27 protein-coding genes are annotated in these 26,632 nt (G+C 61.5%); 15 read left to right on the top strand and 12 right to left on the bottom strand.

Translation table 11 applies throughout. From position 1 onward, the window contains the following. Nucleotides 1-417: 417 nt before the first annotated feature. The 4 genes from ACMGFM_RS09175 (at nt 418) to ACMGFM_RS09160 (ending at nt 4,120) form a co-directional block, all read left to right on the top strand. Nucleotides 418-1,458, top strand: coding sequence for a hypothetical protein (locus tag ACMGFM_RS09175; protein WP_436902207.1), 1,041 nt, complete (start codon nt 418-420; stop codon nt 1,456-1,458). Nucleotides 1,459-1,517: 59 nt separating this feature from the next. Next, a complete protein-coding gene (locus ACMGFM_RS09170; RefSeq protein WP_436902206.1) occupies nt 1,518-2,987 on the top strand; it encodes a molybdopterin-dependent oxidoreductase in 1,470 nt (489 codons plus the stop codon). 5 nt (nt 2,988-2,992) lie between these two features. After that, complete coding sequence (locus tag ACMGFM_RS09165; protein ID WP_436902204.1) at nt 2,993-3,292, top strand: DUF8036 family membrane protein; 300 nt, start codon at nt 2,993-2,995, stop codon at nt 3,290-3,292. 63 nt (nt 3,293-3,355) lie between these two features. Continuing rightward, the gene (locus ACMGFM_RS09160; RefSeq protein ID WP_436902203.1) at nt 3,356-4,120 is read left to right on the top strand and encodes a DUF5781 family protein; all 765 of its coding nucleotides are present in this window, start codon (nt 3,356-3,358) and stop codon (nt 4,118-4,120) included. Here ACMGFM_RS09160 and rad50 read toward each other — a convergent pair. The 6 genes from rad50 to ACMGFM_RS09130 form a co-directional block, all read right to left on the bottom strand. Next, on the bottom strand, nt 4,117-6,804 hold the full coding sequence (rad50, locus tag ACMGFM_RS09155) for a DNA double-strand break repair ATPase Rad50 (protein WP_436902202.1): 2,688 nt from the start codon (nt 6,802-6,804) through the stop codon (nt 4,117-4,119). The two genes, ACMGFM_RS09160 and rad50, sit on opposite strands and share 4 nt — an antisense overlap. Then, the gene (gene mre11, locus ACMGFM_RS09150) at nt 6,801-8,027 is read right to left on the bottom strand and encodes a DNA double-strand break repair protein Mre11 (protein WP_436902201.1); all 1,227 of its coding nucleotides are present in this window, start codon (nt 8,025-8,027) and stop codon (nt 6,801-6,803) included. The genes rad50 and mre11 overlap by 4 nt, the downstream gene beginning before the upstream one ends. A 57-nt stretch (nt 8,028-8,084) precedes the next feature. Then, complete coding sequence (locus ACMGFM_RS09145; protein ID WP_436902220.1) at nt 8,085-9,146, bottom strand: glycosyltransferase; 1,062 nt, start codon at nt 9,144-9,146, stop codon at nt 8,085-8,087. 14 nt (nt 9,147-9,160) lie between these two features. Next, on the bottom strand, nt 9,161-10,132 hold the full coding sequence (locus tag ACMGFM_RS09140) for a glycosyltransferase family 4 protein (RefSeq protein ID WP_436902200.1): 972 nt from the start codon (nt 10,130-10,132) through the stop codon (nt 9,161-9,163). Between the two features lie 6 nt (nt 10,133-10,138). Beyond that, nucleotides 10,139-10,996, bottom strand: coding sequence for a hypothetical protein (locus ACMGFM_RS09135; RefSeq protein ID WP_436902199.1), 858 nt, complete (start codon nt 10,994-10,996; stop codon nt 10,139-10,141). Between the two features lie 118 nt (nt 10,997-11,114). Further along, nucleotides 11,115-12,665: a sulfatase gene (locus ACMGFM_RS09130; protein ID WP_436902198.1), complete on the bottom strand. Its 1,551-nt coding sequence runs from the start codon at nt 12,663-12,665 to the stop codon at nt 11,115-11,117. A 99-nt stretch (nt 12,666-12,764) separates the two neighbouring features. On the opposite strand from ACMGFM_RS09130, the gene ACMGFM_RS09125 reads away from it, so the two are divergent. Both ACMGFM_RS09125 and ACMGFM_RS09120 read left to right on the top strand, forming a co-directional pair. Next, nucleotides 12,765-13,766 carry a lysylphosphatidylglycerol synthase transmembrane domain-containing protein gene (locus tag ACMGFM_RS09125; protein ID WP_436902196.1) on the top strand — a complete coding sequence of 334 codons (1,002 nt, stop codon included), beginning with the start codon at nt 12,765-12,767 and terminating at the stop codon, nt 13,764-13,766. Between the two features lie 35 nt (nt 13,767-13,801). Beyond that, entirely contained in the window at nt 13,802-14,326 is a 525-nt protein-coding gene (locus tag ACMGFM_RS09120; protein ID WP_436902195.1) for a DedA family protein, read from the top strand. A 29-nt stretch (nt 14,327-14,355) separates the two neighbouring features. Here ACMGFM_RS09120 and ACMGFM_RS09115 read toward each other — a convergent pair whose 3' ends face one another. After that, nucleotides 14,356-15,777 carry an aryl-sulfate sulfotransferase gene (locus ACMGFM_RS09115; protein WP_436902193.1) on the bottom strand — a complete coding sequence of 474 codons (1,422 nt, stop codon included), beginning with the start codon at nt 15,775-15,777 and terminating at the stop codon, nt 14,356-14,358. A gap of 127 nt (nt 15,778-15,904) precedes the next feature. On the opposite strand from ACMGFM_RS09115, the gene lipP1 reads away from it, so the two are divergent. The 4 genes from lipP1 to ACMGFM_RS09095 all read left to right on the top strand — a co-directional run bounded on the left by lipP1 (nt 15,905) and on the right by ACMGFM_RS09095 (nt 17,749). Further along, nucleotides 15,905-16,867, top strand: coding sequence for a LipP1 family hormone-sensitive lipase (gene lipP1, locus ACMGFM_RS09110; protein WP_436902219.1), 963 nt, complete (start codon nt 15,905-15,907; stop codon nt 16,865-16,867). Nucleotides 16,868-17,076: 209 nt separating this feature from the next. Beyond that, nucleotides 17,077-17,244 carry a hypothetical protein gene (locus tag ACMGFM_RS09105; protein ID WP_436902192.1) on the top strand — a complete coding sequence of 56 codons (168 nt, stop codon included), beginning with the start codon at nt 17,077-17,079 and terminating at the stop codon, nt 17,242-17,244. A 91-nt stretch (nt 17,245-17,335) separates the two neighbouring features. Then, nucleotides 17,336-17,500: a hypothetical protein gene (locus tag ACMGFM_RS09100; RefSeq protein ID WP_436902190.1), complete on the top strand. Its 165-nt coding sequence runs from the start codon at nt 17,336-17,338 to the stop codon at nt 17,498-17,500. A gap of 33 nt (nt 17,501-17,533) precedes the next feature. After that, nucleotides 17,534-17,749, top strand: coding sequence for a YgaP family membrane protein (locus ACMGFM_RS09095; protein ID WP_436902189.1), 216 nt, complete (start codon nt 17,534-17,536; stop codon nt 17,747-17,749). 47 nt (nt 17,750-17,796) lie between these two features. Here ACMGFM_RS09095 and ACMGFM_RS09090 read toward each other — a convergent pair whose 3' ends face one another. Next, nucleotides 17,797-18,090 (bottom strand): type II toxin-antitoxin system RelE family toxin, encoded by a 294-nt coding sequence (locus tag ACMGFM_RS09090; RefSeq protein ID WP_436902188.1) that lies wholly within the window; start codon nt 18,088-18,090, stop codon nt 17,797-17,799. Beyond that, nucleotides 18,080-18,277 (bottom strand): hypothetical protein, encoded by a 198-nt coding sequence (locus ACMGFM_RS09085; protein ID WP_436902187.1) that lies wholly within the window; start codon nt 18,275-18,277, stop codon nt 18,080-18,082. The genes ACMGFM_RS09090 and ACMGFM_RS09085 overlap by 11 nt, the downstream gene beginning before the upstream one ends. 357 nt (nt 18,278-18,634) lie before the next feature. Here ACMGFM_RS09085 and rnhB point away from each other — a divergent pair, with 357 nt between their 5' ends. Beyond that, on the top strand, nt 18,635-19,267 hold the full coding sequence (gene rnhB, locus ACMGFM_RS09080) for a ribonuclease HII (RefSeq protein WP_436902185.1): 633 nt from the start codon (nt 18,635-18,637) through the stop codon (nt 19,265-19,267). A 103-nt stretch (nt 19,268-19,370) separates the two neighbouring features. Continuing rightward, nucleotides 19,371-21,053, top strand: a complete 1,683-nt coding sequence (locus tag ACMGFM_RS09075) for a PAS domain S-box protein (protein ID WP_436902184.1) — start codon at nt 19,371-19,373, stop codon at nt 21,051-21,053. Between the two features lie 82 nt (nt 21,054-21,135). Here ACMGFM_RS09075 and ACMGFM_RS09070 read toward each other — a convergent pair whose 3' ends face one another. The 3 genes from ACMGFM_RS09070 to ACMGFM_RS09060 are packed head-to-tail and all read right to left on the bottom strand — an operon-like array spanning nt 21,136 to nt 24,314. Then, the gene (locus tag ACMGFM_RS09070; protein WP_436902183.1) at nt 21,136-23,337 is read right to left on the bottom strand and encodes an LUD domain-containing protein; all 2,202 of its coding nucleotides are present in this window, start codon (nt 23,335-23,337) and stop codon (nt 21,136-21,138) included. Next, nucleotides 23,334-23,828 (bottom strand): LUD domain-containing protein, encoded by a 495-nt coding sequence (locus ACMGFM_RS09065; protein WP_436902182.1) that lies wholly within the window; start codon nt 23,826-23,828, stop codon nt 23,334-23,336. The genes ACMGFM_RS09070 and ACMGFM_RS09065 overlap by 4 nt, the downstream gene beginning before the upstream one ends. Before the next feature lie 42 nt (nt 23,829-23,870). Further along, nucleotides 23,871-24,314 (bottom strand): universal stress protein, encoded by a 444-nt coding sequence (locus ACMGFM_RS09060; protein ID WP_436902180.1) that lies wholly within the window; start codon nt 24,312-24,314, stop codon nt 23,871-23,873. Nucleotides 24,315-24,417: 103 nt separating this feature from the next. On the opposite strand from ACMGFM_RS09060, the gene ACMGFM_RS09055 reads away from it, so the two are divergent. From ACMGFM_RS09055 to ACMGFM_RS09045, 3 genes are all read left to right on the top strand, one after another. Further along, a complete protein-coding gene (locus ACMGFM_RS09055; protein WP_299279343.1) occupies nt 24,418-24,618 on the top strand; it encodes a VNG_1110C family protein in 201 nt (66 codons plus the stop codon). A gap of 91 nt (nt 24,619-24,709) precedes the next feature. After that, nucleotides 24,710-25,198: a 50S ribosomal protein L11 gene (locus tag ACMGFM_RS09050; RefSeq protein ID WP_436902178.1), complete on the top strand. Its 489-nt coding sequence runs from the start codon at nt 24,710-24,712 to the stop codon at nt 25,196-25,198. A gap of 173 nt (nt 25,199-25,371) precedes the next feature. After that, nucleotides 25,372-26,610 (top strand): carboxylate--amine ligase, encoded by a 1,239-nt coding sequence (locus ACMGFM_RS09045; protein WP_436902177.1) that lies wholly within the window; start codon nt 25,372-25,374, stop codon nt 26,608-26,610. Nucleotides 26,611-26,632: the final 22 nt, after the last annotated feature.

The raw sequence follows: 26,632 nt of genomic DNA, 5'->3' as shown, positions 1-26,632 counted from the left end.
AGTCGGGTGGTTGCGAGTACGAAGCACGTCATGAGCGAAGCGAAATGACGGTGTTTCGGAGTCGGGTGGTTGCGAGTACGAAGCACGTCATGAGCGAAGCGAAATGACGGTGTTTCGGAGTCGGGTGGTTGCGAGTACGAAGCACGTCATGAGCGAAGCGAAATGACGGTGTTTCGGAGCCGGGAGTGAAGCGACTGAGAGGCGTATCGGAGATTTCGACGAGAGGACTCAATACTCGACAAACACCAGCGTATAATAATTAGGACAAGAATATCGGCAGACCCAGTAGGTCCCGATAACCGACAGACGAAACCGCTATTTTGAACGAAATTTGCACGGAGATTCAACGGACTCCGAACCGATTTTATCCCGTTTTTGAAAAATCCCTTTTAGTGGCTTTCTCGTTGATTCGAGTGCATGTCAAACCACAAAACTCGACGACGGTTCCTGATGGGTGCCGGAAGTGTTGCGGCGGTTGCACTCGCCGGTTGTACGAGCAACGACGACAGCAGTGCAGACGACGGAATGGACGACGATGACGGTATGGAAAACGGCGCGATGGAGAACGGAGAAGAAGGGACGATGGAAAACGGCGGGATGGAACCGACAGACCCCGCGGAGGCGTCGCGGGCCTCGATTGACCGGTTCAGTGAGGAGGCTGGAACACTGCTGGTCCGGACTGAGGAGAACGGACTACCAGGGCCGGACGAACCCATCGACTTCGATCAGGGACCGCACATCACGCAGGGATACGGCCCTGACGGGACGACAATCGAGTACTACAACTTCGATGTTCAGCCGACGGCACCGGCACCAATCTACGCGTTCTTTTACGAGAACGGCGATCCAGTCGAGGAGCAACTCAACATCATCGGGGTAAAGCCGGGCGACAGCGGATACAATGATTTCTGGCGAGTCAACACGGTGACCGTGCCCGACGACTACGAGGCCAATACCATCACAAGCGTCGGCGGCCTCACCTCGATGGACTACGACATCCAACAGACGAACATGATCAAAAACTGTCCCGTCGTGCCCGAGGGCTCGACCGCCTCGAAACACTACGGCGACGACCTCGATGAACCACCGCTGGTCGATGGCTGGTACGAGGGAGAAGTCGTTTCGTACTTCCTCTTCCAAGAGGATACCTACGAGACGATGGACGGTAGCGTCCCGCTCTCGCCGATTTACGTCAGCTTCAACACTAATCCGGGAATGGATGGCGGCGGCCCAGCCTCCGGGTTCATGACCGAGGAGATGAGCGCCCAGACCCACAACGTCGTTGCCACGCTGCCGGGCGACGCCGGCTACTCACCGCTGTGGATGGTCAACGTCTACGACAACGCCGACTTCGACAGCGTGTCTGATCTTGACTCGGCGACGGACGCAAACATCCTCGCGGAGGGCGCAGCGATGGTTAACTGTCCAGTCGTCTCGATGGGCGACTCCATGATGTAACGATGTCAGCAACTACCACCGAGGACGCAATTCAAGTGACTCTAACCCCTCAATAAGCTATGATTGAGAGACCCAGCAAACGCGAGACGGTCGTCGCCGCGCTGAGCGCCGTCGCGGCCGTCGCTGGATCCTACGTCGCGACCGGCTGGTCGCCGTCGTTCGTCGTTGCGCCCGTCGACCAGACGATTGTCAACCTCACGCCCGGTGCCATCGTCACCTTCATGATCGAAAACGTCGGCGAGGCTGGCCACTACATCCACATCGCGATGGCACTCGGTACCGTCGTTGCGGTCTTCGGGCTCGTGTCGTTTGCTGGGCTGGGGCTTGGACGGCGACTCGACCAGCCACTCGCCGGTGCTGTGTCCGGTGGTGTCGTCTGGCTGCTCGCTGTTGTCCTCGTCGGCCAGCCAGTCTCGGCACTGGCGGCCGCCGTCCCGATGGCTGTGTTCACCGTCGTCGGCGGGTTCCAGACCGATGCCGGCACAGTTGACCCGGGCCGCCGACAGACGCTCGGCACGCTCGCGGCTGCATTTGGCTTCGTTGGCGGCGCAACGATTGCCGGGCGACTCCTGCACCGCAGCGGACCGCTCGGGGCTGCCCCGAATGCCGAGGGCGCAACCGCTCGTCTCAACGAGGCAGACGCGAACGAACTCCAACTGGCGAGTACAGCGCTTCCGGGTCTCGTCAGCGACATCGACGGGTTCTACAACGTCGACATTGCGGAGTTCGACCCCGAGGTGACCGCCGACGAGTGGTCGCTGACGGTCACTGGCAACGTCGGCGACGAGCGCACGCTCACCTACGACGAACTGGTCGACCAACCCGTCGAGAACCGGTTCGTGACGCTTCGCTGTGTCGGTGAGGACCTCAACGGCAAGAAACTCGACACCGCGGTCTGGACCGGCACGCCACTGCGGCCGTTCCTCGAGGCCGCCGACCCACAGGGCGAGTGTGACTGTGCAATGCTGCACGGCGAGGACGGCTACTCCGTCCAGTTCCCGGTCGATGTGCTCGCCTCCGGCTTTCTCGCCTGGGGGATGAACGGCAAGGAACTCCCGACCGGGCACGGGCATCCGGTCCGGGTGTTGATTCCCGGTCACTGGGGCGAGACCAACGTCAAGTGGCTCGACGAGATTGAACTACTGAACACCGAAGCAGACGGCTACTGGGAGCAACGTGGCTGGGAAGGCACAGGTGAGGTCAAGACTGTCGCGAAACTGTGGGACGAAGGCATCACCAAACTGGACGACGGTCGAATCGAACTCGCTGGCCACGCCTACGCCGGTACCCGTGGCATTAGCCGCGTCGAGGTCTCCACTGACGGCGGCTCCTCCTGGACTGACGCCGACCTCTCCAGACCCCTGCCCGACGAGGATGTCTGGCGACAGTGGCGATACACCTTCGACCCTGACGGCAGCCACGACGTGGTCGTCCGCGCCACCGACGGCGACGGCAATCTCCAAATCGAGGAGGAAACGAGCCCAAGCCCCGATGGCGCGGCCGGGTGGGTCGAACGGACGGTTGGGTGACCACGATGGCAATGGAACCGCCGGCAATGGCTGGCGTCGCGGTAACGGTGCTCAACAGCCTCCTGCTCGCCGCACTGGCCGGCGTCTGGCTCAAAAACTACTGGCGCTTTCGCTCGTCGATGCTGCTGGGACTGGTCACCTTCAGCGCAGTCCTGCTGGTCGAGCACGTCGTTGCGCTCGTGTTCTTTTTCAGCCGGATGGGTCGACTGTACAGTATGGACCCGCTGGCCGGACTGGTCGTCCTCGGGATGCGACTGCTCACGCTCGTCGCTGTGGGCGCACTGGCTGTCGTTACGATGCGGTGACTGTGGTACTTGGTCACATCCCCGCAACAGTAATACGGGTCCGTACCGTATCTGTGGGCGTCTATGGACGTTCAGGTCGAGGGTTCTGGCCCAGTCGAGCCGTTCTACGCTGCACGTGACCTCTTCGAGCGTGAAGCAACTCTCGAACAGACGGTTACCGTTCGGATTGTCGAGGACCCGGACGAGCGAACACGCGTCCAGCACGGTCCGGACGGACACGAACTGACAATCTCACAGCAGGCCGCGACGAGCGCGATGGCCCGTGAACTCGCGCTCCACGAGTTTGCGCACATGCACCACCACGAGCGCGAGCATCCCTCTCACACGCAGTCGATGGAGGAAGTCATCTTTCTCGCGCTGGCTGGCCGCACCGTCGAGCGCCGAAAGCTCACCCACTGCCGACAGATTGCCAACCATATGAAGGATATCTACGCTGATGACCTGTGGCTCTCTGTCGCGCCGGCGGGCAAACTCGTCGATTTCCTCGAATCCAGCGTCGCGGCGGCACTCGCTGACCAGCCAGCCTCCGGTATCTGGGACGGGGGTCCCGAGGCTGCTCGGACAAGTGCTGCCTCAGACCCGGAGATAACAGCCGTCAACGCGGCGTTTGCCCTGGGATTGGTCGAACGACACAAACTCGTCAACCAGGACCACCGACTATACGACCTGGCCCACGCCGCCGCGGCGGATGCGCCGGAAGTGAACTTCGAGCGGTTCAAAGGCTGGTTCCGTTCGCTTGCAGCCGACCCTGACGAGAGTGAGTACCGCAAAACGCTGGTCGACGCCACCCGCGAGTACGCTGGCGGGTCGGGGCCAGCGGCCGACTAACTCAACTCGACGACGCGCTCGTCGAGTCGTCCTCGCTCGACCGTCGAGCGGTTTGTGGTCGTGTCCTTTGTGACTGTCACGAGGTCGTCAGCGGCGTCGATAAGTTCCTCGTCGTGGCTGACGACGAGAATCTGCTCGACGCCGCGCTCACGCATCGACTCGATGAGTTCGACAAGCTGGGTCACGTGGCCCGAGTCGAGAAAGACAGTCGGTTCGTCGAGAATGAGCGGCGGCATCGGCGCGGCACCCTCGATTCCCTCCGCGAGCAGCCGATAGATTGCACAGCGCAGGCTGAGGTTGAACAGGGCGCGCTCGCCGCCGGAGAGCTGGTCTGGGTCGAGTTCTTCGCCGTCTTTCTGGTAGACTGTCAGTCGGTACTCGCCGTCGAGTTCGATCCGGGCGTAGGTGTCGTTCTCGTAGACGAGGTCGAACGTCTCGTTGAGCATCCGCTCCAGGTTGTCGACGTTCTGGCGGCGCAGTTGGGCTCGAAGCGTGCCGTACATCTCCGCGAGTTCGGCGGCCTCGTCGTGCAGTGATTCCAGCTGTTCGACCGTCCCGGTGAGCTCCTCGCGGCGCTCGCGCAGTTCTTCGAGTTGGTCGAGTTCGTTGCCGATTGCGCCAAGTCGTTCCTGCAGCGTCGATTGTTTCGATTCGAGGTCCGAAAGCGCCTCGGTGACTTTCTCTATGTAGTCTTCGGCTTCGGCCTTCTCTTCCCGGGCGGTTTCGATACGGTCCTCGTCGAACTCCTCGCGAAGTTCGTCCCGCCGGTCACGCTTCGCTGACAGCCGCTCGCGTCGCTCGTCGTTCAGTGATTTCTTCTGTTCGCGCTCGTCACGGAGTCGCTCGGCCGTCTCGCTGAGCCGCTCGATCTGGTCGAGTGTTTCCGACAGGGTTTCGAGTCGCTCTCGTCGGTCGGCCAGTTCGGCCTTTTGCTGGTTGTACGACGCGATCTGTTCCTGCTGTTCGGTGGCGCGCTGTTCGGCCTCGGTTGCGGCCTCGCGTTTCTGCTCGGCCTCGGCCTCGGCGTCGTCGGCCTGCTCGCGCAACGTCTCGATTCGCTCGCGTTTCTCTTCGAGTGTCGTCTCGCGCTGGTCGACGAGTTGTTCGAGGTTGTCGCGGTTCGCTTCGAGGTCCTCGATTCGCTCCTCGCGCTCTCGAAGTTGTTCGGCAGCGTCGCGGTTCGATTCGAGGTTCTCGATGCGCTCTTCGAGTTCCTGTAACTCTGTCTCCAGTTCGTCGACGCGCTCACGTCGCTCGCCGATACTGTCGACGTGTGGCGACTGCTCGACTGGCTGGCCACACTCCGGGCACTTGCCAGCCTCGAGCAGTTGTTCGGCCTCGGCGAGTCGTTCCCGCTCGTTTTCGAGCGTGGCTTGGCGCTCCGCTCGGGTTTCCCGGCACTCTCCGAGTTCTTCGGTGACCGATTCGTAGTGCGTCTCAGCCTCGCCGAACTCGACCGGTTCCTCGCTGAAGGACTCTCGAAGCTCCTCGATTTCTTCGGCCATCTCCGAGAGGTCCTCGCGCTTGGTCTCGACGAATGACTCCGTCTCTTCGATTTCTGCGTCGAGCTCTTCAGCCTCCGCTCGCGCCTCGCGTGCGTCGGTGTCGAGTTGCTCGGCCTGCTCGCGGTGGTTCTCGGCGTCACTGTCTGCTTCCTGTTTCTCGACGCTGGCCTCACGAATCTGCTCGGTCAACTCCTCGATTTCGTCGGTGACAGCCGATAGATCTGCGTCGACTCTCTCGCTGTCGAGTGCCTCGGGACTCGTGTCGAGTCCGTCGAGGTGGCCGACGAGGGAATCGCGACGCTCGGTGGCGTCTGTCAGCGAGGTCCGGGTTTCGTCGATTTCACTCGCAAGCTCTTCCCGTGCCCGCTCGGTCGCTTCGATCTCTTCGCGCAACGTCGTCATCTCTTCGTCGAGTTCGTCGAGTTCTGTGCGCTTTTCCTCGTACTCCTCGATGATCGACGCGGCCTGCTCGCGGCTCTGCTCGGCTTTCTGCTTGTTTTCCTCGTAGTTCTCGATGTCAGCCGTGACCGACGAGAGCTCTGTTTCGAGTTCGTTGCGCTGCTCGTGGAGGTTCTTTGCCTCCTTCTGTGCTATCTGGTCGTCGAGTTCTGACAGCGCGCCCTGTTTGTCGTCGCGGACCCGGCCAACACCGAGACGGGCGTCGCTGGCACGTTCGCGGTATTCCTCCAGTTTGCCCAGTTGGAGGAGGTCGTCGATCATATCCTGTCGCGTCGACGGCGAGGCGTTAATCAGTTTGTTGACCTCGCCCTGCCGAACGTAGGCACAGTTGACGAAGGCGTCAGTGTCCATCCGAAGGAGTCCGGCGACACGGTTGCGCACGTCGGTGGCGCCCTCAGTCGTTCCGCTGGGGCCGTCCATCACACACTCGGCCGTCCGGGCGTCGCCGTTGCTGACGCGAATCCGGCGGCGAATCTGGTACTGGCCGCCGTCGTGACTGAATTCGAGTTCGACAACCGTCTCCTCGGCACCGATAGTGACGATTTCGTCCAACGTCTTGTCGAGTGCCTTCGCACCGTAGAGTGCGAAAAAGCAGGCCTCGAGCAACGATGACTTCCCGCTGCCGTTGAGGCCGTGGATGACCGTCACGCCGGCGTCGAGGCGAACGTCTGTCTCCTCGTAACACTTGAAATTCTGCAAGCGAATGCGGTCGAATCTCACAGGTAATCCTCCATCGTAACCTGACTCTCGCCATCGGTCGAATCCTCGGCGCTCTCTGGCGATTCGTCAATTTCTTGCGCGCTCGACTCTGCCGCTGACTCTTCGGCGCTGTCGAACGCTCCCGAGTCGGCGTCTTCGATGAACGTCTCGACCCGGCGCTCGACAGCGTCGGCGACGTTCGAGTCTGCGACTTTGCTCGCACGAATCGTCTCGTCGAGGTCGCGGGCCGCGGGGCTGAGACCAAGGTCGGAGATGCGCTGCTCGACGGCTTCGTCCGGGTCGGCAAACGACACCTCCACGTCGGTTTCGTCGTCGAACTCCCGCTGGTCGTTGACCCGTGTCGCGAGCGCGCCCTGGTCGGCAGCGTACTCCTCGATTCCGGCGGGCATCACCTGCTCGCCGTCGCCGGTGAGTGTGACGATGACGACTGCGTCTGCAACGTCGTGCTGGTCGATTCGCTCGCGGACCTGCTCGCTGCCTTCCTCCGGTCGCAACTCCACGTCGAGAAAGATAAACTCGCGTGTGTCCAGCCCACGCCGGCGGATGTCGACCGTCTCACCGAATGTGACGAGGTTGTAGCCACGCGCTTCACGCTCCGAAGCGCTCGCTCGCTCAGTCGACCCACAGTAGGTGAGCCAGGCCCCGGTCTCGTCGAGTTGTTTCTGTTTGGCTTCGTGGTCGTCGCCGACCAGCATCGCGTCGAAGTCGACAGTCGAGGATTGTGCAATTTCTCGGGCGTCCCAGTCGCCGTGCTCGAATGGCTCGAACAGTCCGTGCGAGACCAGTACAGTGTGCTCGGCGTCGTGCGGTTCGTACTCGTGTTCGAGCGAGTCGCGTTTCGACCGCGGGACGAAATCTAACCCGTAGAAGGCAACGTCGTCGATACGGACTGGCTCCGCGCCCAGTCGTGTGGCCAGTCCCATCGATTCGAAGAGGTCGAGCCACTGCTGTGAGCGTTTCCCCTCGTGGTTGCCCACGACGGCAAGAAACGGAATCCCGGCGTCGTCAAGCTCTCGGAGTACCGACAGCGCGCCCATGATATCCGACAGTCGGGGCGTCCTGTCGTGAAAGAGGTCGCCAGCGTGAACAACAGCGTCGACGTCCTCGGCAATTGCGTCCGCCGCCACCTGCTCGAACGCCTGTTGAAAGTCCTCGCGGCGCTCGGGCAGGTGGTACTGCTGGTAGCCCAGATGAGTGTCGCCCGTATGCAGAATCCGCGTCATGTCACACCCGTACGCCACCGCCGCCTAAAGGCGTTACCAGAGCGGGGTGAAAGTGGCTCAGTCCAGTTCGACGCTGTCGAGGGTGTCGTTGCAGAGCCCGCCGTACAGCGTTTCGAGTTGGTTGATCGTGCGGTCGACGCTGTACTGTTCGATTGCACCCCGAGTATCGCGGTCGGTCCGAATACACTCTTCGACTGCCTCAGCGGCTTCGGTGACGTTGCCCGGCTCGTACCGGCGGCCGTTGTTGACACCGATTGTCCGGTCAAAGGGCGGCGCGTCGGCGGCGACAACCGGCGTGCCACAGGCGTTGGCTTCGAGTGTCGACAGGCCGAGCGTGTCGGCCGTCGAGGCGGTGATGAAACAATCAATCGAAGAGTAAAATGTCGGCAACTGTTCGCGGGGCAAAAAGTCGCGCATCGTGACGTTGTCGGGTTTGTTCGCCGCGAGGTCGGGTTCACGCGGTCCCTCACCAACGACCACGAACTTGTACTGAGGGAGCTGTTCGGCAACCTCGAACACCTCGGCAACGTTTTTTTCCATGCTAAGGCGGCCGCTGTAGCCGATGACTGTCTCGCCCTCGTACCAGCGCTTGGCCGTCGGCTGGAAGAAGTTCATGTTCACGCCAACAGGCAACTGAACGTGGTCGACACTCCGGTCGATTCGGCTGGTCGAGGCTGTCACAACGTCGAACCGTTCCATATACCGACTCTCGATGGCCGGATACCGATTGCTCAGGAACCCTGCGACCGATTTCCACGGCAGTGCCTGGTGGAAATACTCCTCGATGGGCGTGTGGTGGGTGTACACCAGCGGGACGTCGTACTTCTGCGCGTAGCGCAGTCCCAGCCAGCCGACCGGTCCCGGGCCGTGGCAGTGGACGACATCGAGGTCTGGCAGCGTCGACGGCCGGCGGTAGGTCGGCACCTCGTAGCCTGGATAGAACGGATTCGGAAACGAGGGCACTGGGTGTTCGTTCTCCTCGGGCTCGTAGTCGCCGTCGGGGTAGACGATATCTGTCTCGTGACCGCGGGCAGTGAGCCGTTCGCCCCACAACTGCAACGTGTAGGTGACCCCGTCAATTTCCGGGAAGTAACTGTCCGTGAAAAAGCCGATTCGCAACGAGTCGCTCGTGCTCATTGGCCCACCTCCGTGTACAGTTTCTCGTAGCTCGGAGCGACGGAGTCGAGATGGTACGGTTCGGAGCGCTCGCGGGCCTGTTCGCCGATTCGCTCGCGCTCGTCGGCTGCTTCCAGTCGGTGAATCGCTTCGATGAATCCCTCGTCGCTGTCGGATTTGACGGCGTCGTCGCCATCAGTGAGCCACGAGAATGTCTCGATATCCCGGACGACCGGCGGTTTGCCGGCAGCCATCGCCTCCAACAAAGCAATGCCCTCGTTTTCCTCGTAGGTCGGGAAAAAGAAGATATCGCCCGCCGCGAAGGCGCCGCGGATATCGTCGATGAAGCCGGTAAAGGTGCAGTTCGATGGCGAGTTGTCGATAAGTCGCTTCGTCGACCGACCCTTCAGTTCGCGGTCGATTGGGCCGAACCACGCGAAATCTACGTCAGGAAGATTTCGGGCCGTTTCGACGAACGTCTCCAGCCCTTTGCGCTTGATAACGTGGCCGACCAGAAAGACCACCGGCGGCGAGAGGTCGTACCGGTCAAGATACTCCTCGCGCAGGCTCTCGTACCCGTCCAGTTTCTCTGTGTCGACACCGTTGGTGATGACTCGGGTCGGGCGGTCGGTGTAGGAGTCAATCACGCCGCGGTTGTACTCAGACGGACAGACGAGTTCGTCGGCGAGGCCGTAGGCTCGTTTCAGGTACGGCCGCAGTGGCTTCGCGAGCGCGTTCGTAAACCGAAAGCTCTCGCCGAAGTCCTCGGCGGTGACGTGGGTGTGAGCAACAACCGGGCAGTCTGCCTTTCGGGCGTAGTAGGCCGACCGCGGACCCATCACGTTGCAGTGGAGTACGTCGGCGTCCATCCGTGGCTTGGTCGTGTAGGGGATCTCCTGTTTGCGGAGCATCTTGCGCTGGTGGGAGACGGATTCGCTGATGCCGCCGGTGACGTGAGACTCGAACTCGAAGTAGTGACTGACTAACATAAGCCGCTACGCGACGCCGTCGACCTCCAGCCACGGGACCTCCATCAGCGGCGGGATGTACGTCTCGATGTGGTGTTCCCAGACGCCCTCCTCGCCGAAGGCTTCGCCGTGGTCGGCGGTGACGACGATGTCACCGTCCAGTTCCTCGATCAACTCGACGACCTCTTCGAGTGCAATTCGGAGATTCTGTTCGTGGTACTCCAGTCCAGTCTGGCGGGTGCCGCCGCGAACGAGTTCGACCGGGTCCATCTCCAGCCACAGGCCAGCCTTCTGTGCGATTGAACTCCCTTCGAGAGACTGTTCGAGTTTCGGGCGAACCGTATCGCCGAGTTTCGAGATGACGCCGCCCTCGTCGTCGGACTCGGCCTGTCGGTTGATTCCCTCCTTGATCTGGCCAAGCTTTCCTCCCTGGCCGCGGCTGAGATAGGGGGCGTGTGGCTGCATGTAGTGGAAGACGGTGCGGTCCGCCTCCGCAATGTCGGTCTGGTAGTCCTCGAAGGCTGCCGTCATCGCTTCCGGCGGGACTGTCCCGAGGTCGTCGTCCCAGCGTTCCTTCCAAATATCGAGCACGTTCGAGATATGCTCGGTTGCGGTCCAGTCGTAATCACAGCTCGCCCCCCATTTCAGCTCCGAGAGCGGGATACCGAGGCTGTTGATGAACGGATTGCCCGAGAAGTACGCGATGTCGTGGTCGCCGGTGAACGTGCGGTAGGCCCACTCCGGTGTCGAGGAGCCAACACTCTCGCGGCGTTCCAGTGAGCCGTCGAGATACTCGTCGTACACGGACTCGAATACGTCGTACCGACACGAATCGAGCACCAGACAGTAGTCCCACTCGGATTCGAGAAACTGCTGAGAGCGCATTCTATTACTCTATCCAATCACGTCGGTGGTGGTATTTCTAACGGTTCGTGGTTTCTGTGTCAGTTACCCACGCGAGACCGCCGGATACTGCCGAAATTGACGGCTCTTCAGTTTCGACTTACTCGAGGTACCCGAGGTCACGCAGTCGCTCGCGGGTCTGCTCGTCGGCGTCGTCGAGCACCTCGTCGGGGTCCGACGGTCCGTCAGTGCTGCCCTCACCGAGCCACGGCGCGTCGATCTCCTCGCCAAAGCGCTGGAGGGCGTCTTGGGCTTCGGCCACGCGCTCGTCCTCGTCAGGGGCCAGCGACTCGGCTTCTTCGGGGTCGGTGTCGAGCCGATACCCCTCGTCGGGGATGCGGTCGGCACGGATGAACTTCCCCCGCTCGCCACGAGCAGCCTGCAACGTTGCGTAGCCTCGGTGGTCCTCCGGTAGCGTAATCCCTGCCTCCGAGGCTTTCTCTTCGAGGTGGTGCAGTTCGATGAGTGGCTGTGCATATTCGACGAAGGCGTAGTCGTCCTCGGCGTCAGTCAGGGCAACCTGTCCGGGGTCCGTTGGGTCGGCAAACTCCCGGTACTCTGCCGAGAGCAGCGACCGTGTCCTGTCCAGTGGGACTGTCTCGCGCTCTGCACGTGTAGTTTCGACGCCAGCGGCGTCGAGCAACGTGTGATAGAGGTCGAGCAGTTCGACGAGGTCCTCGCGGCGGCCCTCTTCGAGTTCAGGGTGTGAAATCAGCAGTGGGACGTTGATCAACTGCTCGTACAGCGCGAACTCGTGGCCGTAGAGGTCGTGTTCGCCGTGGAGTTCGCCGTGGTCGGCACAGACAACGACGGTCGTCTCCTCGAAGCGGCCCGTCTCGCGCAGCCACGCGAGCAGGCGGCCGAGTTCGGCGTCCATGTGGGCCAGTTCGGCGTCGTACAGTTTGCGGATATCTTCCCACTCCTCGTCGTCGATCGAGCGCCCGCCGGAGTTGAATTCCTTGGAGTTCTGGCAGACCTCGTCGGGGTCCACGTCGGGAGCGAACGCTTCGCGGTACTCCTCGGGCGGGTAGTACGGCAGGTGGGCGTCCATCAGGTTGATGAACGCGAACCAGTCGTCGTCAGCGTCTTCGATAAAGGACTGCGTGCGGTCGATAACAGACGGTGTCTTGGAGTCAGACCCCTCGCCGCTTGCGAGCATCGAGTGTGCCTTCGCTCCGAGGTGGACGAGTCGGTTCGCCATCGACCGGAGCGTGTCGTTGTCGTTGATCGTCTCCCACGCGCTCGCCAGCGGACCGGAGAACACGTCTCCCGGCAGCACCTCGAAAAAGGAATCCTGGTGGTCGAACCCTCGGGTAAGGTGGGTGTAGGGCGTAATCCAGGCGTTCGAGGAGTAACAGGCGGTGTCGTAGTCTGCGGCCCGGAGCACAGACGCGAGCGTTCCGACGTCGTCGAGATAGGGGCTGGTCTGGTCCGCGCCGTGGTCGGTCGGATACCGGCCGGTGAACATCGAGGCGTGGACTGGCAGCGTCCACGGTGCCGGCGCGACGGCGTTCTCGAAGACGGTGGCGTCCTCCGCAAACGCTTCGAGTTCGGGCGTCGTCTCGCGGTCGTAGCCGTACGGCGTCAGGTGGTCCTTGCGGGTGGTATCCAGCACCACGAACAGCACGTTCGACGCGGAGCGCTCGCTCATTCACTCGTGGTTACTTGTAACAGTATATAAAAACCGCGAACTGTTGTGGGCTGACGAACAGACCGAACGGTTGAAGACGTTTACAGGTAGAATGGGGGTATGGACCGGCGTCGGGCACTTGTCATTGGAGCAAGCGGCACGATCGCGATATTCGCCGTCTTGCTCTTTCTGGTCGGCGGGCGAGATGTGCTTGCGGCGCTTCGGACTGCCGACCCCCAGTTGGTCGGCTTCGTCGTGGTGGCTGGGCTGGGCTGGTTGGCCTGCTGGTCGCTCATGTTACGCAGTATTCTTGGAACGCTCGATACTCAGATTACGGTGGTTCGTTCGTTTTTCGTCTACGCCGCTGCGGTGTTCGCCAACAACGTCACGCCGTTTGGACAGGCCGGCGGCGAACCCGTCGCTGCGTTGCTCATCTCGAAGGTGACCGACGAACCCTACGAAACTGGCCTCGCCGGGATTAGCGCCGTCGATGTTCTCAACGTCATCTCATCAGTGACGCTGATTCTCGTCAGCGTGAGCTACTACGCGACGACGACGACTGTCGGCGAGGCTGTCCAGAACGCTGTCGTCTCGGCAATCGGCATCGTTGCCGGTGTGAGCCTCGTGCTCGGTGTGAGTTGGCGATACCGCTGGTCGCTGGTTGAGGTAGCGAGCAAAATTGTCGCGGCGACGGCTGGCCGACTGTTACCGACCTCGACGCTCGATTTCGACTTACAGGACCGTGCCGGTCGGTTCTTCGGCCACGTGGAGACGATTGCGACCAGCCCTGCCCGCCTCGCACTCGTCTTGGGCCTCTCACTCGCTGGCTGGCTGTTGCAGGGGGTCGCGCTGTATCTCGCTTTCAGCGCGCTGGGCTACACAATCCCGGTCGCTGTTGTTCTCTTTGCCATACCACTCGGCAATCTCGCCGGTGCGGCTCCGCTCCCTGGTGGTCTCGGTGGTATCGAGGCGGCGTTTGTCGCCATCCTCGCACCAACGACTGGCATCCCGGCGGCGATAGTGACGGCCGCGGTGCTCATCTACCGGGGTGTCATCTACTGGTTGCCGGTTGGGCTGGGTGGACTTGCCGCGGCGGCGTTCGGGATGGACCTCACGAAGTAAGTCTTATACGCGGTATTCCCAGAGCATACTGGTAGATGGTGCTGCTTCAGGCATCGTACGTCCCCGAGTGGATGGACGCGTGGCTCACCTCCGAGTTCGGACTCGTCATCCTGCTTGGACTCTGTCTGCTCGAAGGGACGATGATGCTGCGGTTCATGCCGAGCGAACTCGTCGTTCCGGCGGCCCTGTTACTTATCGGCACGTCCCCACCGACAGTTGCCGCCGTTGTCCTCATTGCCGTGGTTGGTACGACCATCGGACAGGCGATTCTGTTCGTTCTCGTCCGGCGGGGCGGGCGCGACTACGTTCTCGACAAGGGGTGGCTGCCGATTAGCGAACAGCGACTCGACCGCTTCGACGCCTGGTTCGACCGCTGGGGCCTGCTCGCTGTCCCGCTGAGCAACACGATGCTGTTCGTCCGCGGCCTCTGTACGTTCCCGGCCGGCCTCTCGACGATGCGTCTGCGGACATTTGTCGTCCTCTCGGCGCTTGGCTCGCTGTCCTTCCAGTCAATTCTCGCCGCGCTGTATCTCGCTGGAGAGCAGATAATCGTCTTCTGAGGTATGTGCCCCGGTGGCCGTCCCGATAGTTACTCGCGGTAGACCGGCAGTCGGAACCGGACGCCAGCGTCGCGGAGTTGCCAGCGCAGTTCAGCACCAAGCCAGCCAAGCCCAGCAAACAGGCCCAGTCCTGCCGCGGCGAACTGTGGTGCCCCGAACCAGACGGGCATCACGAAATAAATGCCGTTGACGATGCGGTGTGGCAACAGCCCTTCGAGGAAGTGTCCGATTCCGGTGAGGGGGTCGAATCCACCGCCGCCGTCATCGCTGGTCGCTCCGCGCTCGGTCCGACTCTCCAGACCCAGTCGCTGTGCGCTCTCACCGCCCTGGCTCTCGACGCCGGTGTTGAGACGTTCTGCCTCGTACGGCAGCGTCGAGCCGACTTCCCAGACGACCTCTCCCTCTGGGTTGACCTCTATCACGCGGTTGCCGTGGGTGTCGGTGATGAGGGTGTTGCCGTTGGGCAGGCGGTCGGCGTCACGCGGCCAGCGCATCTCGCTGCTGGTCCACTCCCAGCTTTGCACCCACTCGCCGTCCTCGCGCTGGAACTCCTTGATGCGGTTGTTCTCCGAATCTGCGACGACCACGGCAGGCCCACCCGCAGATTCGGGGATATAGTCGGGGTTGTGCTGCTCGTAGAGGATGTCGTAGTTGTTCTCTTCACCGAGCGTCCAGTCCTCTTGGACGCCAGTCTTGGGGTCGATGAAGACGACGCGGTCGTGGTTTCGGAGACTTGCCATGATTCGGCCGTCGTCCAGCAGTGACACGTCGTTGAGATGGGTCCAGTCACGCATGAACGACCCGCCGGAGTCGGCGGGGTCGAAGTCGGCTTGGGCGTCCCACTCCCACTCGATGATTCCCGTCTCGGTGTTCAGCATGTAGACGCGGTCGTAGAGAATGTCAGCGATGAGAACCCGTGTCTCGTTGACCCGGACGTGGTCGTGCCACTCACCGGCGGTCTCTTGATGGTTGTACCGCTCGACGATGACCTCTGTCTCGCCAGTCGTGAGATTCGTTCGCTCGATGACGTTGCGGGCACACGGCGGCGAATCGCAGTAGGGACCGCTCGTGTGTAGCGTATCCGTCGCGACGTACTCGACGGTTGCAGTTGTGCCCTCGACTTGGTCGACATCGAAGTACTTGGTCCGCTCGTCGGCGTAGTACAGAATCGAGCCGTCGGGGTTGTACGCAATCAACGTCCCGGCCCGGCCAGATTCAGTGATGACGGTGATGTTGTCGGCTTGCGGGGCCTCGGGTGCGTCTGCCGCCGACGCTGTCGAGAGGCCGTCGCCAGTCGCGCCGACGGCGATGACGCCGGACGCGAACAGAATGACAATCAACAGTCCGATTCGGATTCGGTTCCGCGTGAGTGCCTCGCCAACCTGACCGAGTCCATCTCTGGCTCGCTCGAGTGGCGGACGGTCGGGCGGCGAATCTGCGTCGGGACTCATTGGTCTTTCTTCAATTATGTATCGGTTTAGGAATATCGCTTTCTAGCCGTGCTGGCTCGACCCACGGGGCCAGCACCGCCACGTGGTTTTATGCTCTCACCGCTCGGTATGCGTGATGATGACAGAGATAACCGCGACACGCGCCGCCGAACCGGACCCACAGGTCAAGCAGTTTCTCCAGCTCTACGAATCGATGGACGTGCCCCAGTTGCACGAACTCACGCCACCAGAGGCCCGGGAGGTCCAAGAACAACTCTCGCAGGCCGAGCCAGATATCGACCTCCCGACTATCGAAGACCGGACCATTGAGGGGCCAGCCGGCGAGATTCCGATTCGGCTGTACGACCCTCGGACTGACGACGAGGAGACACCACTAATCGTCTACTTCCACGGCGGCGGCTTCGTCGTCGGCAGCCTCGACACCCACGATGGCCCGTGCCGGAAACTCGCAGCCGAGAGCGGCTATCCCGTCATTAGCGTCGACTATCGCCTCGCGCCGGAACACCCGTTCCCTGCCGGACTCAAAGACTGCTACGCCGCTGTCGAGTGGGCCAGCGGGGCCGGCGACGAGCTGAATATCAACCCGGATCAGCTTGTCGTTGCCGGTGACAGCGCCGGCGCGAACTTCGCCGCGGGCGTCTCACTGCTCTCGCGTGACCGCGACGGTCCAGCTATTGCGGCCCAGATTCTCGTCTACCCCGTTGCCGGTGACGCAACCGAAACTGAGGCCTACGACCAGAACGGCGAGGGCTACTTCCTGACTACCGAGACGATGGAGTGGTTCCACGACCAGTACGTCGAGGAGGATATCGACGAGGGGAACATCTACGCCAGCCCCGCACTCGCGGCTGACCTCTCGGGCCTCCCGCCGGCAACAGTCGTTACCGCTGGCTTCGACCCGCTCCGAGATGACGGGGCTGCTTACGCACAGAAACTGGCCGACGCCGGCAACGAGGTCTCCCACCACAATTTCGACGGGATGATTCACGGCTTTTTCAATATGATCGCCGACCCGGTCGATATCGACGCCGCTCACGAGGCATACGACGCCGTGCTCGGTGACCTCGACGCCATGCTCGGCGACGACTGAGTATCAGGCTTCGACGCAACCGCCAGCCCGAATTAATCGTGTGAGGACACTCGACCCCGCCGTGGCAAGGCTGGCGGTCCGTTTCGGCGACTCGCAGGTTGCCGTCCAGCGTGACACGTAGCTTGTTGTCCCAAAACTGTCTCGTAGTGGCCGAGGGCGACAGTGGATATTTACTCGCTGGCCCCCTACGGACTGGTAGCTGTTGACAGATGTCGTTAATTCCACCACAGACTGAGGAAATCGAGCAGGCACTCACAGAGGGAAATCGTCGATTGCTGCACTGTCTCAACTGCGGCGGCCAGATTGTCGCGATCCGACACGGTGGGTCCTGTCTGCGCTGTAGTTCCGAGGCGGTAATCGTCGAATCATATGACTAAGCTGCATGCATCCGACACAATCTCGCACGTACTTCTGGCGGAGGCTATTTACTGGACTCCTGTAGACGACTAGCCTGGGTGACCCCAAGCGATGTCGTTCATTCCGACACAGACGGCGGCAATTCAAGAGGCGCTCGAACAACCGAACCAGCGACTGCTCCACTGTCTCAACTGCGGCGGACAGGTTGTTGCACCCCGACACGACGGCTGTCGAATCTGTGGCTCACGAGCCGTGTTGATCGAACAGAGTGAGTGAAACATACAATATTCTGGCGTCCAATACACGCCTATGGCATTCGACCGCAATGTTGGTGGAACTGACCGTATCGTCCGCGCAGTACTGGCCGTTGCCCTCACCGCAGTCGCCCTGCTCGCGTTCCGGGCCGGGCGGCGCTCGGTTGCAACGCTGGCCACAGTCGGCGCCGTAGCCCTCGGCTTCAACTCCATCACCTGTTTCTGCGGGCTGAACAAGGCACTGGGTATCGACACTACAGAGAACGCTTAATACGAGCAGTACACGCCGAGAGAACCAGTGAGGTCACTGCTAGGGGCTCACTCCCCGTATCGCTTGTGAGCTTCATCAATGTCCATGAGTTCAAGCACCCGAACTTCCTGCAAGTCTTCGCGGATGATGTAGAACGCTGTGTGTGTCCGTCCAATGTGTAACCGGTACATCTCTTCGCCCTCGATAGTGAGTTGCTCACGATCCCCTTGCCCAGCACCGGGCTTTGGGTATGGTTCTTCTGCAAGCTTCGAGAGATTGTCTTTGACGATTCGCTGGCTCTTGTCGTCTAACGATACCAGATACTCGCGTGCTGACTCGTCCAGCAGAATATTATAGCTCATCGAGAGGCGTCAATTCCTCCGTCTCGGCTTCTCGCACCTCTTGGGCACGGTCGGCAAGTTGACGCCGATTGCGTTCCTTGATGAGTCCTTCGAGCAACTCGTCGTAGGTCTGCCCGGCTTCTTTTAATTCGTTCAGTTCTTTCCATCGTTCTTCTGTGACTGGTATTCTCTTGTTAGCCTTTGACACGGTTTGCGTTTTTATGGCGTCTGTCACGGTCGTTCGCACCCATTTGCCCTGACTCGTTGCCACTTCAGCGGTGAGGGTTTCTCATGCTGAAGCCTCCTGTCGGCGGTTTCCAAGTCGCCTTTCGGAGTTGGTCGCGTATTTGCTGCACTACTCGTGTGCAATCCTTACAATCTTGTACATATATTTCTTCTGCCGGCGTTCTCCGCTATCGAAATAGAGACCAGAGGGAACCCTCAGTTGGAATACTTACTGTGAGTTGTCGGATATGCTGGTCTATGTCGAAACGAGGCACAGCTTGGTCGCCGCCCCCAAGACTCGCACCACAAGAAAATTACCCCCTGACCTCGCACTCGCGGTATGGAGTTCGGTGTCGACGAGGCTGGCAAGGGCCCAGTTCTCGGGTCGATGTTCGTCGCGGCCGTGCTGGCCGACCCCGCCGAGTTACCGGCGGATGTCGGCGACTCGAAGGGAATCGACCCCGAGCGCCGCGGTGAACTCGCGACTGAGATTCGAGCGGTTGCGACGGCCGAGGTTGTCGAAATTTCTGTCGAGCGCATCGACGACCCAGACACCGATATGAATTTGCTGACCGTCGCCGGCCACGGCGAAGCACTCTCCGGCGTCGCCGAGGCGGGCGCTTCGGGCTACGCCGACGCCGGTGACACAAACGCTGTTCGGTTCGAGCGCCGCGTGGCCAAAGAAGTCGACTGTGCAGTGGACCTCCGGGCCGAACACGGTGCCGACGAGCAGTATGACATCGTCGGCGCGGCAAGTATTCTCGCAAAAGAGGCCCGCGAGGACCACATTGAGGACCTCGCAGCAGAATACGGTGCTATCGGCAGCGGCTACCCGAGCGACCCGACAACACGAGAGTTTCTGGAGTTGTACGTCCGTGACCACGGCGAGTTACCTGACTGCGCGCGGGCGAGCTGGCAGACCAGCCAGGACGCCCTGCAGGCACTGGACCAGGCCTCGCTGTCGGATTTCTGAGTGTGGCTGTGGAGCCACGAGTTGGGCTGACGTTACTGCCGTCATTTATATTACTCGAACTGAAATATGTGACAACGATGCAAGCGGGGGGTCAGCCGGAGCGATGATTGTTTACTTGGGGGAGCCACCGGAGCAGTTACTCACACGGTCGGAACTGGCGGTTACCACGGAGTTCCCCGAACGAAACGACCGAGTACCGGACTGTGTCGTGGTCGACCTGTCGGCGAACCCGCTCCGGACTGTCGAGGAACTCGCGGATGACTGGCCCAACACAGCGATAATCGCGCTCCTCGACGAGACGACCACACCCGAAGATGCGCTCGACCGGGGCGCTTCGGATTACTTCCGGAAATCGATGGTTCCGGACCACACGGAGCTGTTTTGCCGTCGACTCACTGCATACGACGACCAGGGAGCGAGCACACCGAGCGAGTACGAGCGGCTGACAGCGTACGACGACATCGAGAGCTTCGAACTCACCGAGAGCGGTGAACTGACGACGATTTCCGACTCGCTCGCTCGACTGCTCGGGTCGACGCCCGACGAGTTGACTGGGACACGATTGTCCGACCACCTGGCCGCCGCCGAGGTAGACCACCAACCAGAGAGTGACAGCGCTCTCGGTGACAGCAGTGACCTGCACTCCGACGGCCCGTCGGAACTCAGTCTGGAAGCACCGAATGGCGAGACGAAACGACTCCAGCTATACACCGTCCCGAAAGACGAAACCAAGACGATCGGGCTCGTTCACGACGTCACCAGTTATTACGAACGGCTCGAAGAACTGCGACTGTACGAGAAAATAGCCGAAGCGGTCCCGGACCCGCTGTACTACGTCGACGAAGACGGGATTATTCGGGAGGTCAACCCGGCGATGACCGACGTCTACGACTTCTCCTATGAGGAGATGGTCGGAAGCTACTTCGGCGAGGCAACGACCGAGGAGGGCGAACAGAAACTGTACGAGGCTGTCCGGACGATGCTCTCGGACAAAAACGATATCGAGACACGGATAGTCGAGTACGAAGCGCTCTCGGGGACCGGAGAGACGTTCCCGGTTGCCCACCACATCTCGGTGGTGGACTCCGGCGGCGGGTTCGACGGAACCGTGGGGATGGTCCGGGATATTACGGAGCGAACGGAGCGCCAGCAGCGACTCCAGGTCATCAACCGACTTCTCAGACACAACGTCCGCAACCAGTTCACGCTCATTATCGGGGAAGCGGACAGCCTCGCTGGGAACGTCGCGCCGGAGCAGGAGAGAGCAGTACAGACGATTCTCGACCACTCCTGGAAGACACTCGACATGATAGAGAAGATGAAAACAGCGGGTGACCTGCTCAACGAGCGACCGCACAGCCAACCGCTTTCGGTCACAGAGGCAATCGACAGTGTGGTCGACCGATTTGCCGGTACGGACGCGGAGCTAACCGTTTCGGCCCCCGAGAATCTGGAGGTGTACGCAATCCCGGGACTCATTTTCGCGGTGGAAAACCTCATCGAGAACGGCATCGAACACAACCCGTCGGACGAACCCGTCGTCGAGGTGACCGTCACCAGTGACGACGACTGGGTGACCATCGAAGTCGCGGACAACGGCGACGGGATTCCGGCCTCCGAACGGAAGGTCATCGAATCCGGGACCGAGAATCCCCTTGAGCACGGCAGCGGTATCGGTCTCTGGGTCGTCAACTGGATCGTCCAGCGCTCCCGGGGGGACGTGGAGTTTGGCCGTAGCGACCTCGGCGGTGCGGCGGTCCGGTTGATTCTGCGAAAATACCGCTAGCCTGCGGGCGGTCCCGTTCCGAGTTCGAGCCACGCTGGTCGTCTCACCGGTAGCGGGCGGACAGGGGACGCGGCCGTGGTGGTTACCGTGGCGCGAGCAGTTCGATTGGATGGGGCACGGGCCGGTCGTAGAGATAATCCAGCTGTGCCTGACAGGAGGTACCGCTGGCGGCGATTCGCTCGCCGTCCACGTCACCCAACTCGTCCTGTAGATGCTCGCCAACGGCCCGAGACACGTCTGCGTACTCTTCTTTGTAGCCGAAACTTCCCGCCATGCCACAGCACTCCACGTCGGCGGTCCGCACGTCGTAGCCGGCCCGGTCCAGCAGTTCCGTGGTATAGGCTTCCAGATCCAGCGTTCGCTGCTGGCAGTGGCTGTGATACGCCAGCGAGACATCCTCGGTCGTCGAGAGCGCGTCGATGTCGTGGCCGTTCTCCAGCAGTCCGTAGACGAACTCGCAGATTTCGTAGCTGTTGTCGGCGACTCGCTGTGCAGAACGCTCGGGCAGCAGTTTCTCGTAATCGTTGCGGAACATCGCCGCGTCGCTCGGTTCGATAACGACCACATCTCGCCCTTGGTCGATGTGCGTGACCAGTGCGCTGTGGACAGATTCGGCCTGCCCACGGGCGGTTTCGATCATCCCCTGTGAGAGCGGCGCGCGGCCACTCTCGGCAACCTCCGGGATGTGGACGCGCACGTCGAGGGCTTCCAGCGTACGGACGGCGGCTTTCCCGCGGTCAGGGTCGAAATAGTCGGTGTACAGGTCAGGATACAGCACGACGTCTCGCCCGGGGTCCTCGACCTGCGGGCCGCGTTCGCCGTACCAGTCCCGCAGCGTTTCTCCTGCGAGCGCGGGCAATTCTCGGTCCTGGTCGACGCCGAACACTGACGACAGCACGCGCTTGCCCAAGCCAGAGCCGGTGACAGCATTGGCAAGTCGCGGTGCCGTGCTCCCGACTTTCGCGAGCGTCTCGATGTTGCCGAACAACCGTTTTTGTCGGTCGAGACTGCCAGTCTCCTCGTCTGGTTGCAGTCCTTCGACGAGATACTCGAGGGTTTCGGGGTCAGCCTCGCGGTTCAGTCGGTCGCGGACGACCGTGTTAATCCATGAAATGTCGATGTCGACCGGACACTTCGGCTCACAGCGCGTACAGCCCGTACAGAGGTCGTTCATGTCGCTGGCGCTGTCGAGTCCGTGGACGCCAGCCTCCCAGCCAGTGCCGATGCCGCCGGTGTAGGTCTCACCGCCGAAGCCGTGGCCGCCGACCTCTTGGAAGTTCGAGCAGGCGTTCGAGCAGGCCCCGCAGCGAATGCAGTACAGCGTTTCTTTGAGTTGTTCGTCTTCGCGCATCCCCATCCGGCCGTTATCGAGTAGAATCAGGTGGAAGTCCCGTTCGTCGCTGTCCCGGAACTCGTCAGCCTCGAAGTCCGGAATCGGGCTGTCGACCGGCGGCGTCAACAGCGAGACGTAGGAGGTAATATCCTGTCCCGTGCCCGTCCGGGCAATCAGTTCGGTAAAGGGCTGGAAGTCCACGAGCGATGGCACGAGTTTTTCGACGCCTGCGACGGCGATGTGGGTATCCGGCGTCACTGCCGTCTTGCGAGCGTTGCCCTCGTTGGTGACGAGCATCATCGTCCCTGTCTCTGCGGCGATGAAGTTCGCACCCGTCATCCCAACGTCGGCCGCGCGAATCTTCTCGCCGACCTTCTCCCGGGCGAACTCCGTCAACTCCTGGGGATTCTCGGTCAGCGCGTCCTCGCCCGAAAGGTCGAACTCCCGGTTGAACAGCGCGGCAATCTCCTCGGGGGATTTGTGCATCGCCGGGCCGATGAGATGTGAGGGTGACTCCTTTGCGAGCTGGATGACGTACTCCCCGAGGTCAGTCTCGATAACGTCGTAGCCCTCGGCTTCGAGGTGTTCGTTGACATCGATTTCCTCGGTTGTCATCGACTTGCTCTTGGCGAGTTTCTGGGCGTCGCGCTCGGCCATAATGCCCTCGACGATTTCGTTCGCGTCCTCGGCAGTCTGGGCGATGTGGACCTCGCCGCCGTTTGCTTCGACTGCTTGCTCGACCTCATCGATTAGTTCGGGCAGGTTCTCGATGGCGTTTTCTTTGATTTCCCGGGCTGCCTCCCGCAGTTGCTCGTAGCTGTCGAACTGTTCGAGTGCGTAATCGGAGAGCTGGTTGACGGTTCGCGTGTTCTTGGCGATAGCCTCGCCTTCGGTCTCCATGAGTCGACGGAAGGCGGTGGCCGTCCGCTCGCGTTCGGCGTGTTTGCTCATCGGTCCTCCAGCACGATGATGTGGACCTCGTGCGGTCCGTGCACGCCCTGAATCAGCGTTCCCATATCTGCGGTGGCGCTTGGCCCCGTCGCGAGTACCTGCGTGTCTGCCCCCGCAGCGAAGTCCTCGCTCAGGCGCTCGTAGGCGGCTTTCATATCTGGCTCGATTGCGCTCTCTGCCAAGACAGCGACGTGCGTTGGCGTGTAGAGACTGACGAGTTCGGTGCCAGCGTCGTCGCTTGGCAGTGTGACAGTCCCGTACTCACCGATGCCGACCCGAGCCGGCGTGACGCCAGTGGCAGCCCACTGCAGGTCAGAGGGTGTGAACTCGGTTTCGACGGCTGTCTCCGACAGCGATACCCCCTCGAACGGCAGCGGTGTCCCAACCGCTGGCGTCTCGATTGCTGACTCCAGTGTGTCGGCAAACTCCGCGGCCGTCGTCTCGTGGACGGTGGCCGCTCCCGCGGCTGATTCCGTGAATGTGGAACTCATGTTCCCTGCTAATCACCGCCAGACCCCTAACTGTTTCCCGGGTTACTCCTCGCTCTGCTCGCGGGCGACGGTCACGGAAACCGGCGAGCGGCGCACTACTGTCTCGGCAACGCTCCCGAGCAAAATGCGTGAGACGCCCTGTCGGCCGTGGCTTCCCATCACGATGTGGTCGATGTCTTCTTCTGTTGCAGTTTCGACAATGGTCGCTGCAGGTTTGCCCGTCTCGACGAGGTGTTCAGCCTCCAGTCCGGCGTCCTCAGCCATTGCATCGAGCGCTGCGAACTGTTTTTCGGCCCGTTTCTGGCGCGTCTCGTACCAGTCTTCAGGGATGTTCGGCACTGATGTCTCGGCGCTGAAACTCGCGTCTGCGGGGTCGATCACATGTAACAGAACGATTGTTCCGCTCTCGAAGAGGTCGGCGGCGAGGTTGTAGGCGGTTTCGGCGTGGTCAGACCGGTCGACCGGGAGGAGAATTCGGGTGGCCATATCTGTGCGTGCGGACGAATTCAGTTGAATATTGTGGCGATTCCCGGGACGCAAACAGTACAGTTTCGACACACTAATACCCGAAACGTCGATAGTATGATTGATGACAGACGTAGCTCGACTGCGTGACAGCACGCAGATTCTGCTACCGAGTGGCTCACTGTCGGGCCTCCGGGGGGAACTGGAAGAGCGGTTCACCGTTACGGTGCGGACTGAGGAAGGGGAAGTCCGTATCATCGGGAGTCCCGTCGAAATCAAAAGCGTCAGCGACTACCTGGCGCGTAACGGGATTACCATCGCCTGAGCCAGTCACTGGGGGGTGACGGGCCGGGCGCACCCGCGGAGCGCTCAGCACAAAAAGGAATTCTTAAACCCACGCCGACAGAGCATCGTGTATGGCCGAAACTATCGAAGTCCTTGTTCCCGGGGGACAGGTTGACCCCGGACCGCCGCTCGGACCCGAACTTGGTCCGACACCCGTGGACGTGCAGGCAGTCGTACAGGAGATCAACGACCAGACAGCAGCCTTCGACGGCACCGAAGTGCCCGTCACCGTCGAGTACGAGGAGGACGGCTCCTTCGAGATCGAAGTCGGTGTTCCGCCGACGGCCGAACTCATCAAAGACGAGGCTGGCTTCGAGACTGGCAGCGGTGAACCCCAAGAGAACTTCGTCGCTGACCTCTCAGTCGACCAGATCAAACAGATCGCAGAGCAGAAACACCCTGACCTGCTTTCGTACGACCTGAAAAACGCCGCCAAAGAGGTCGTCGGAACCTGCGTGACGCTTGGCGTCACCATCGAGGGCAACGACCCACGCGAATTCAAAGAGCGCATCGACGAAGGCGAATACGACGACAGTTTCGGCGAAGAAGCGACGGCTTAGTCGCTTCGAGCCGACACCTCGTCGGACAGTGGTCGTCCGACGGTGAGTTCGCTGACGAAGCAGCAGCGTAATCGCTTCGAGCCAATCCCTCGCCGACTTTTCTGCTGACCACTCCGCCAGCGACCGCGCTCTCAATCCGGTGTATTTTGAAAGCTGAGTCCGAACAGCAGGCAATGACCGAGTTTCTGTCTCACGAGCAACTGCTCGATGCGGTCGCAGACGCGGAGTTCGACCGCCCACCGGCGCTGGTTGCGAACGCACACATCACCGGCCTCGGCGTTGCCCGTGCGCTGTCGGGCGACAGCGTTCCGGTGATCGCAATCGACCGGACTGGCGACGGGGCCGCCCCACCGTCGGACGCCGTCGACTTCGCGGGTGCTGTCACCTACCCACTCGACGACCAGCAACAGTTCGCCGACGACGTGGAAGCTATCGCGACTGCCGCCGGCACAGACCTCGTCGCCTTCGGTTGTATGGACGAGTGGGTTCACGCCTTCGCAGATACCGACCCCGAGGGTGTTCGCCTGCCCTTCTCCGACCGGACGGTCATCGACGACGTGCTCAACAAGTCCTCGCTGTACCGAATCGCCGACGAATTAGGAGTTCCGTATCCCAAAACGGTCCCCCTCGACGGCGACAGCGACGCCGCTGTCGAGCGCGCCCTCTCCCAACTGGACCTGCCGCTGGTCGTCAAGCCCGCCCGCAAACGCGAGTTCGAGGAAGCAATCGGAACGAACGTCATCGAAGTCGATACCGAAGCACAACTGCGTGATGTGCTCGCCCGCTCGCGCGAGGCGGGCATCGAGGTGATGGCCCAGCGAAAAGTCGAGTCTGTTCGCGGCGAGGACCACTCGCTTGCCTCCTACGTTGGTCCCGACGGCGACGTGCTCTCGATTGTCGGCAACGCCCGCGTTCGGAATCCGCCGGAGTTCGGTACATCCTGTCTCGTCGAGCGCGCCGACAAGCCAGCAATCGAGCAGCGAGCGCTCTCTGTCCTGCGCGAGACTGGCTACTACGGCATCAGTGAGTCTGAGTTCGTCTACTGCCCCGACCGCGAGGAGTACCTGCTGCTGGATATCAACACCCGGCCGTGGAAGTGGATTGGACTGCCCGTCGCGGCCGGCGCGAACCTCCCGCTGGCCGCCTACGCTAGCGTCACCGAGACGAGCTATCAGCCGGACGAATCCACGGACGCTCGGTGGGTCTATCTGCCCGATTATCTCGAACTGCTGGCAACGAATCAGGGTGTTCGAGACAGGCTCGGGCCGGACGATTGGCAGGCTCTGTTGAGCGGTGACTTCGAAACTGAGCCTGGACTGACGACCGGCGTGTACCGGCCATCTGACCCTGCGCCGGCGTATCAGGTGTTGCAGACGACACTCGGCGTCACAGAGTACTACTGCGCCTGCTGACCCGGTAGTGTTTATTTTAGCA

It is taken from the genome of Halovenus halobia (assembly GCF_051414135.1).
Lineage (GTDB): Archaea > Halobacteriota > Halobacteria > Halobacteriales > Haloarculaceae > Halovenus > Halovenus halobia.
The sequence above is the reverse complement of the archived record's forward strand: the minus strand, read 5'-3'. Positions and strand labels throughout refer to the sequence as shown.

Coding starts and splice junctions, on each gene's coding strand:
- ACMGFM_RS09170 (WP_436902206.1), top strand. CDS start 1,518: ATGATTGAGAGACCCAGCAAACGCGAGACGGTCGTCGCCGCGCTGAGC.
- ACMGFM_RS09055 (WP_299279343.1), top strand. CDS start 24,418: ATGACAGACGTAGCTCGACTGCGTGACAGCACGCAGATTCTGCTACCG.
- ACMGFM_RS09120 (WP_436902195.1), top strand. CDS start 13,802: ATGGTGCTGCTTCAGGCATCGTACGTCCCCGAGTGGATGGACGCGTGG.
- ACMGFM_RS09140 (WP_436902200.1), bottom strand. CDS start 10,132: ATGTTAGTCAGTCACTACTTCGAGTTCGAGTCTCACGTCACCGGCGGC.
- ACMGFM_RS09050 (WP_436902178.1), top strand. CDS start 24,710: ATGGCCGAAACTATCGAAGTCCTTGTTCCCGGGGGACAGGTTGACCCC.
- ACMGFM_RS09135 (WP_436902199.1), bottom strand. CDS start 10,996: ATGCGCTCTCAGCAGTTTCTCGAATCCGAGTGGGACTACTGTCTGGTG.
- ACMGFM_RS09175 (WP_436902207.1), top strand. CDS start 418: ATGTCAAACCACAAAACTCGACGACGGTTCCTGATGGGTGCCGGAAGT.
- ACMGFM_RS09060 (WP_436902180.1), bottom strand. CDS start 24,314: ATGGCCACCCGAATTCTCCTCCCGGTCGACCGGTCTGACCACGCCGAA.
- ACMGFM_RS09165 (WP_436902204.1), top strand. CDS start 2,993: ATGGCAATGGAACCGCCGGCAATGGCTGGCGTCGCGGTAACGGTGCTC.
- ACMGFM_RS09090 (WP_436902188.1), bottom strand. CDS start 18,090: ATGAGCTATAATATTCTGCTGGACGAGTCAGCACGCGAGTATCTGGTA.
- ACMGFM_RS09075 (WP_436902184.1), top strand. CDS start 19,371: ATGATTGTTTACTTGGGGGAGCCACCGGAGCAGTTACTCACACGGTCG.
- ACMGFM_RS09065 (WP_436902182.1), bottom strand. CDS start 23,828: ATGAGTTCCACATTCACGGAATCAGCCGCGGGAGCGGCCACCGTCCAC.
- ACMGFM_RS09160 (WP_436902203.1), top strand. CDS start 3,356: ATGGACGTTCAGGTCGAGGGTTCTGGCCCAGTCGAGCCGTTCTACGCT.
- ACMGFM_RS09100 (WP_436902190.1), top strand. CDS start 17,336: ATGTCGTTCATTCCGACACAGACGGCGGCAATTCAAGAGGCGCTCGAA.
- ACMGFM_RS09125 (WP_436902196.1), top strand. CDS start 12,765: ATGGACCGGCGTCGGGCACTTGTCATTGGAGCAAGCGGCACGATCGCG.
- ACMGFM_RS09115 (WP_436902193.1), bottom strand. CDS start 15,777: ATGAGTCCCGACGCAGATTCGCCGCCCGACCGTCCGCCACTCGAGCGA.
- rnhB (WP_436902185.1), top strand. CDS start 18,635: ATGGAGTTCGGTGTCGACGAGGCTGGCAAGGGCCCAGTTCTCGGGTCG.
- mre11 (WP_436902201.1), bottom strand. CDS start 8,027: ATGACGCGGATTCTGCATACGGGCGACACTCATCTGGGCTACCAGCAG.
- ACMGFM_RS09130 (WP_436902198.1), bottom strand. CDS start 12,665: ATGAGCGAGCGCTCCGCGTCGAACGTGCTGTTCGTGGTGCTGGATACC.
- ACMGFM_RS09045 (WP_436902177.1), top strand. CDS start 25,372: ATGACCGAGTTTCTGTCTCACGAGCAACTGCTCGATGCGGTCGCAGAC.
- ACMGFM_RS09095 (WP_436902189.1), top strand. CDS start 17,534: ATGGCATTCGACCGCAATGTTGGTGGAACTGACCGTATCGTCCGCGCA.
- ACMGFM_RS09070 (WP_436902183.1), bottom strand. CDS start 23,337: ATGAGCAAACACGCCGAACGCGAGCGGACGGCCACCGCCTTCCGTCGA.
- ACMGFM_RS09105 (WP_436902192.1), top strand. CDS start 17,077: ATGTCGTTAATTCCACCACAGACTGAGGAAATCGAGCAGGCACTCACA.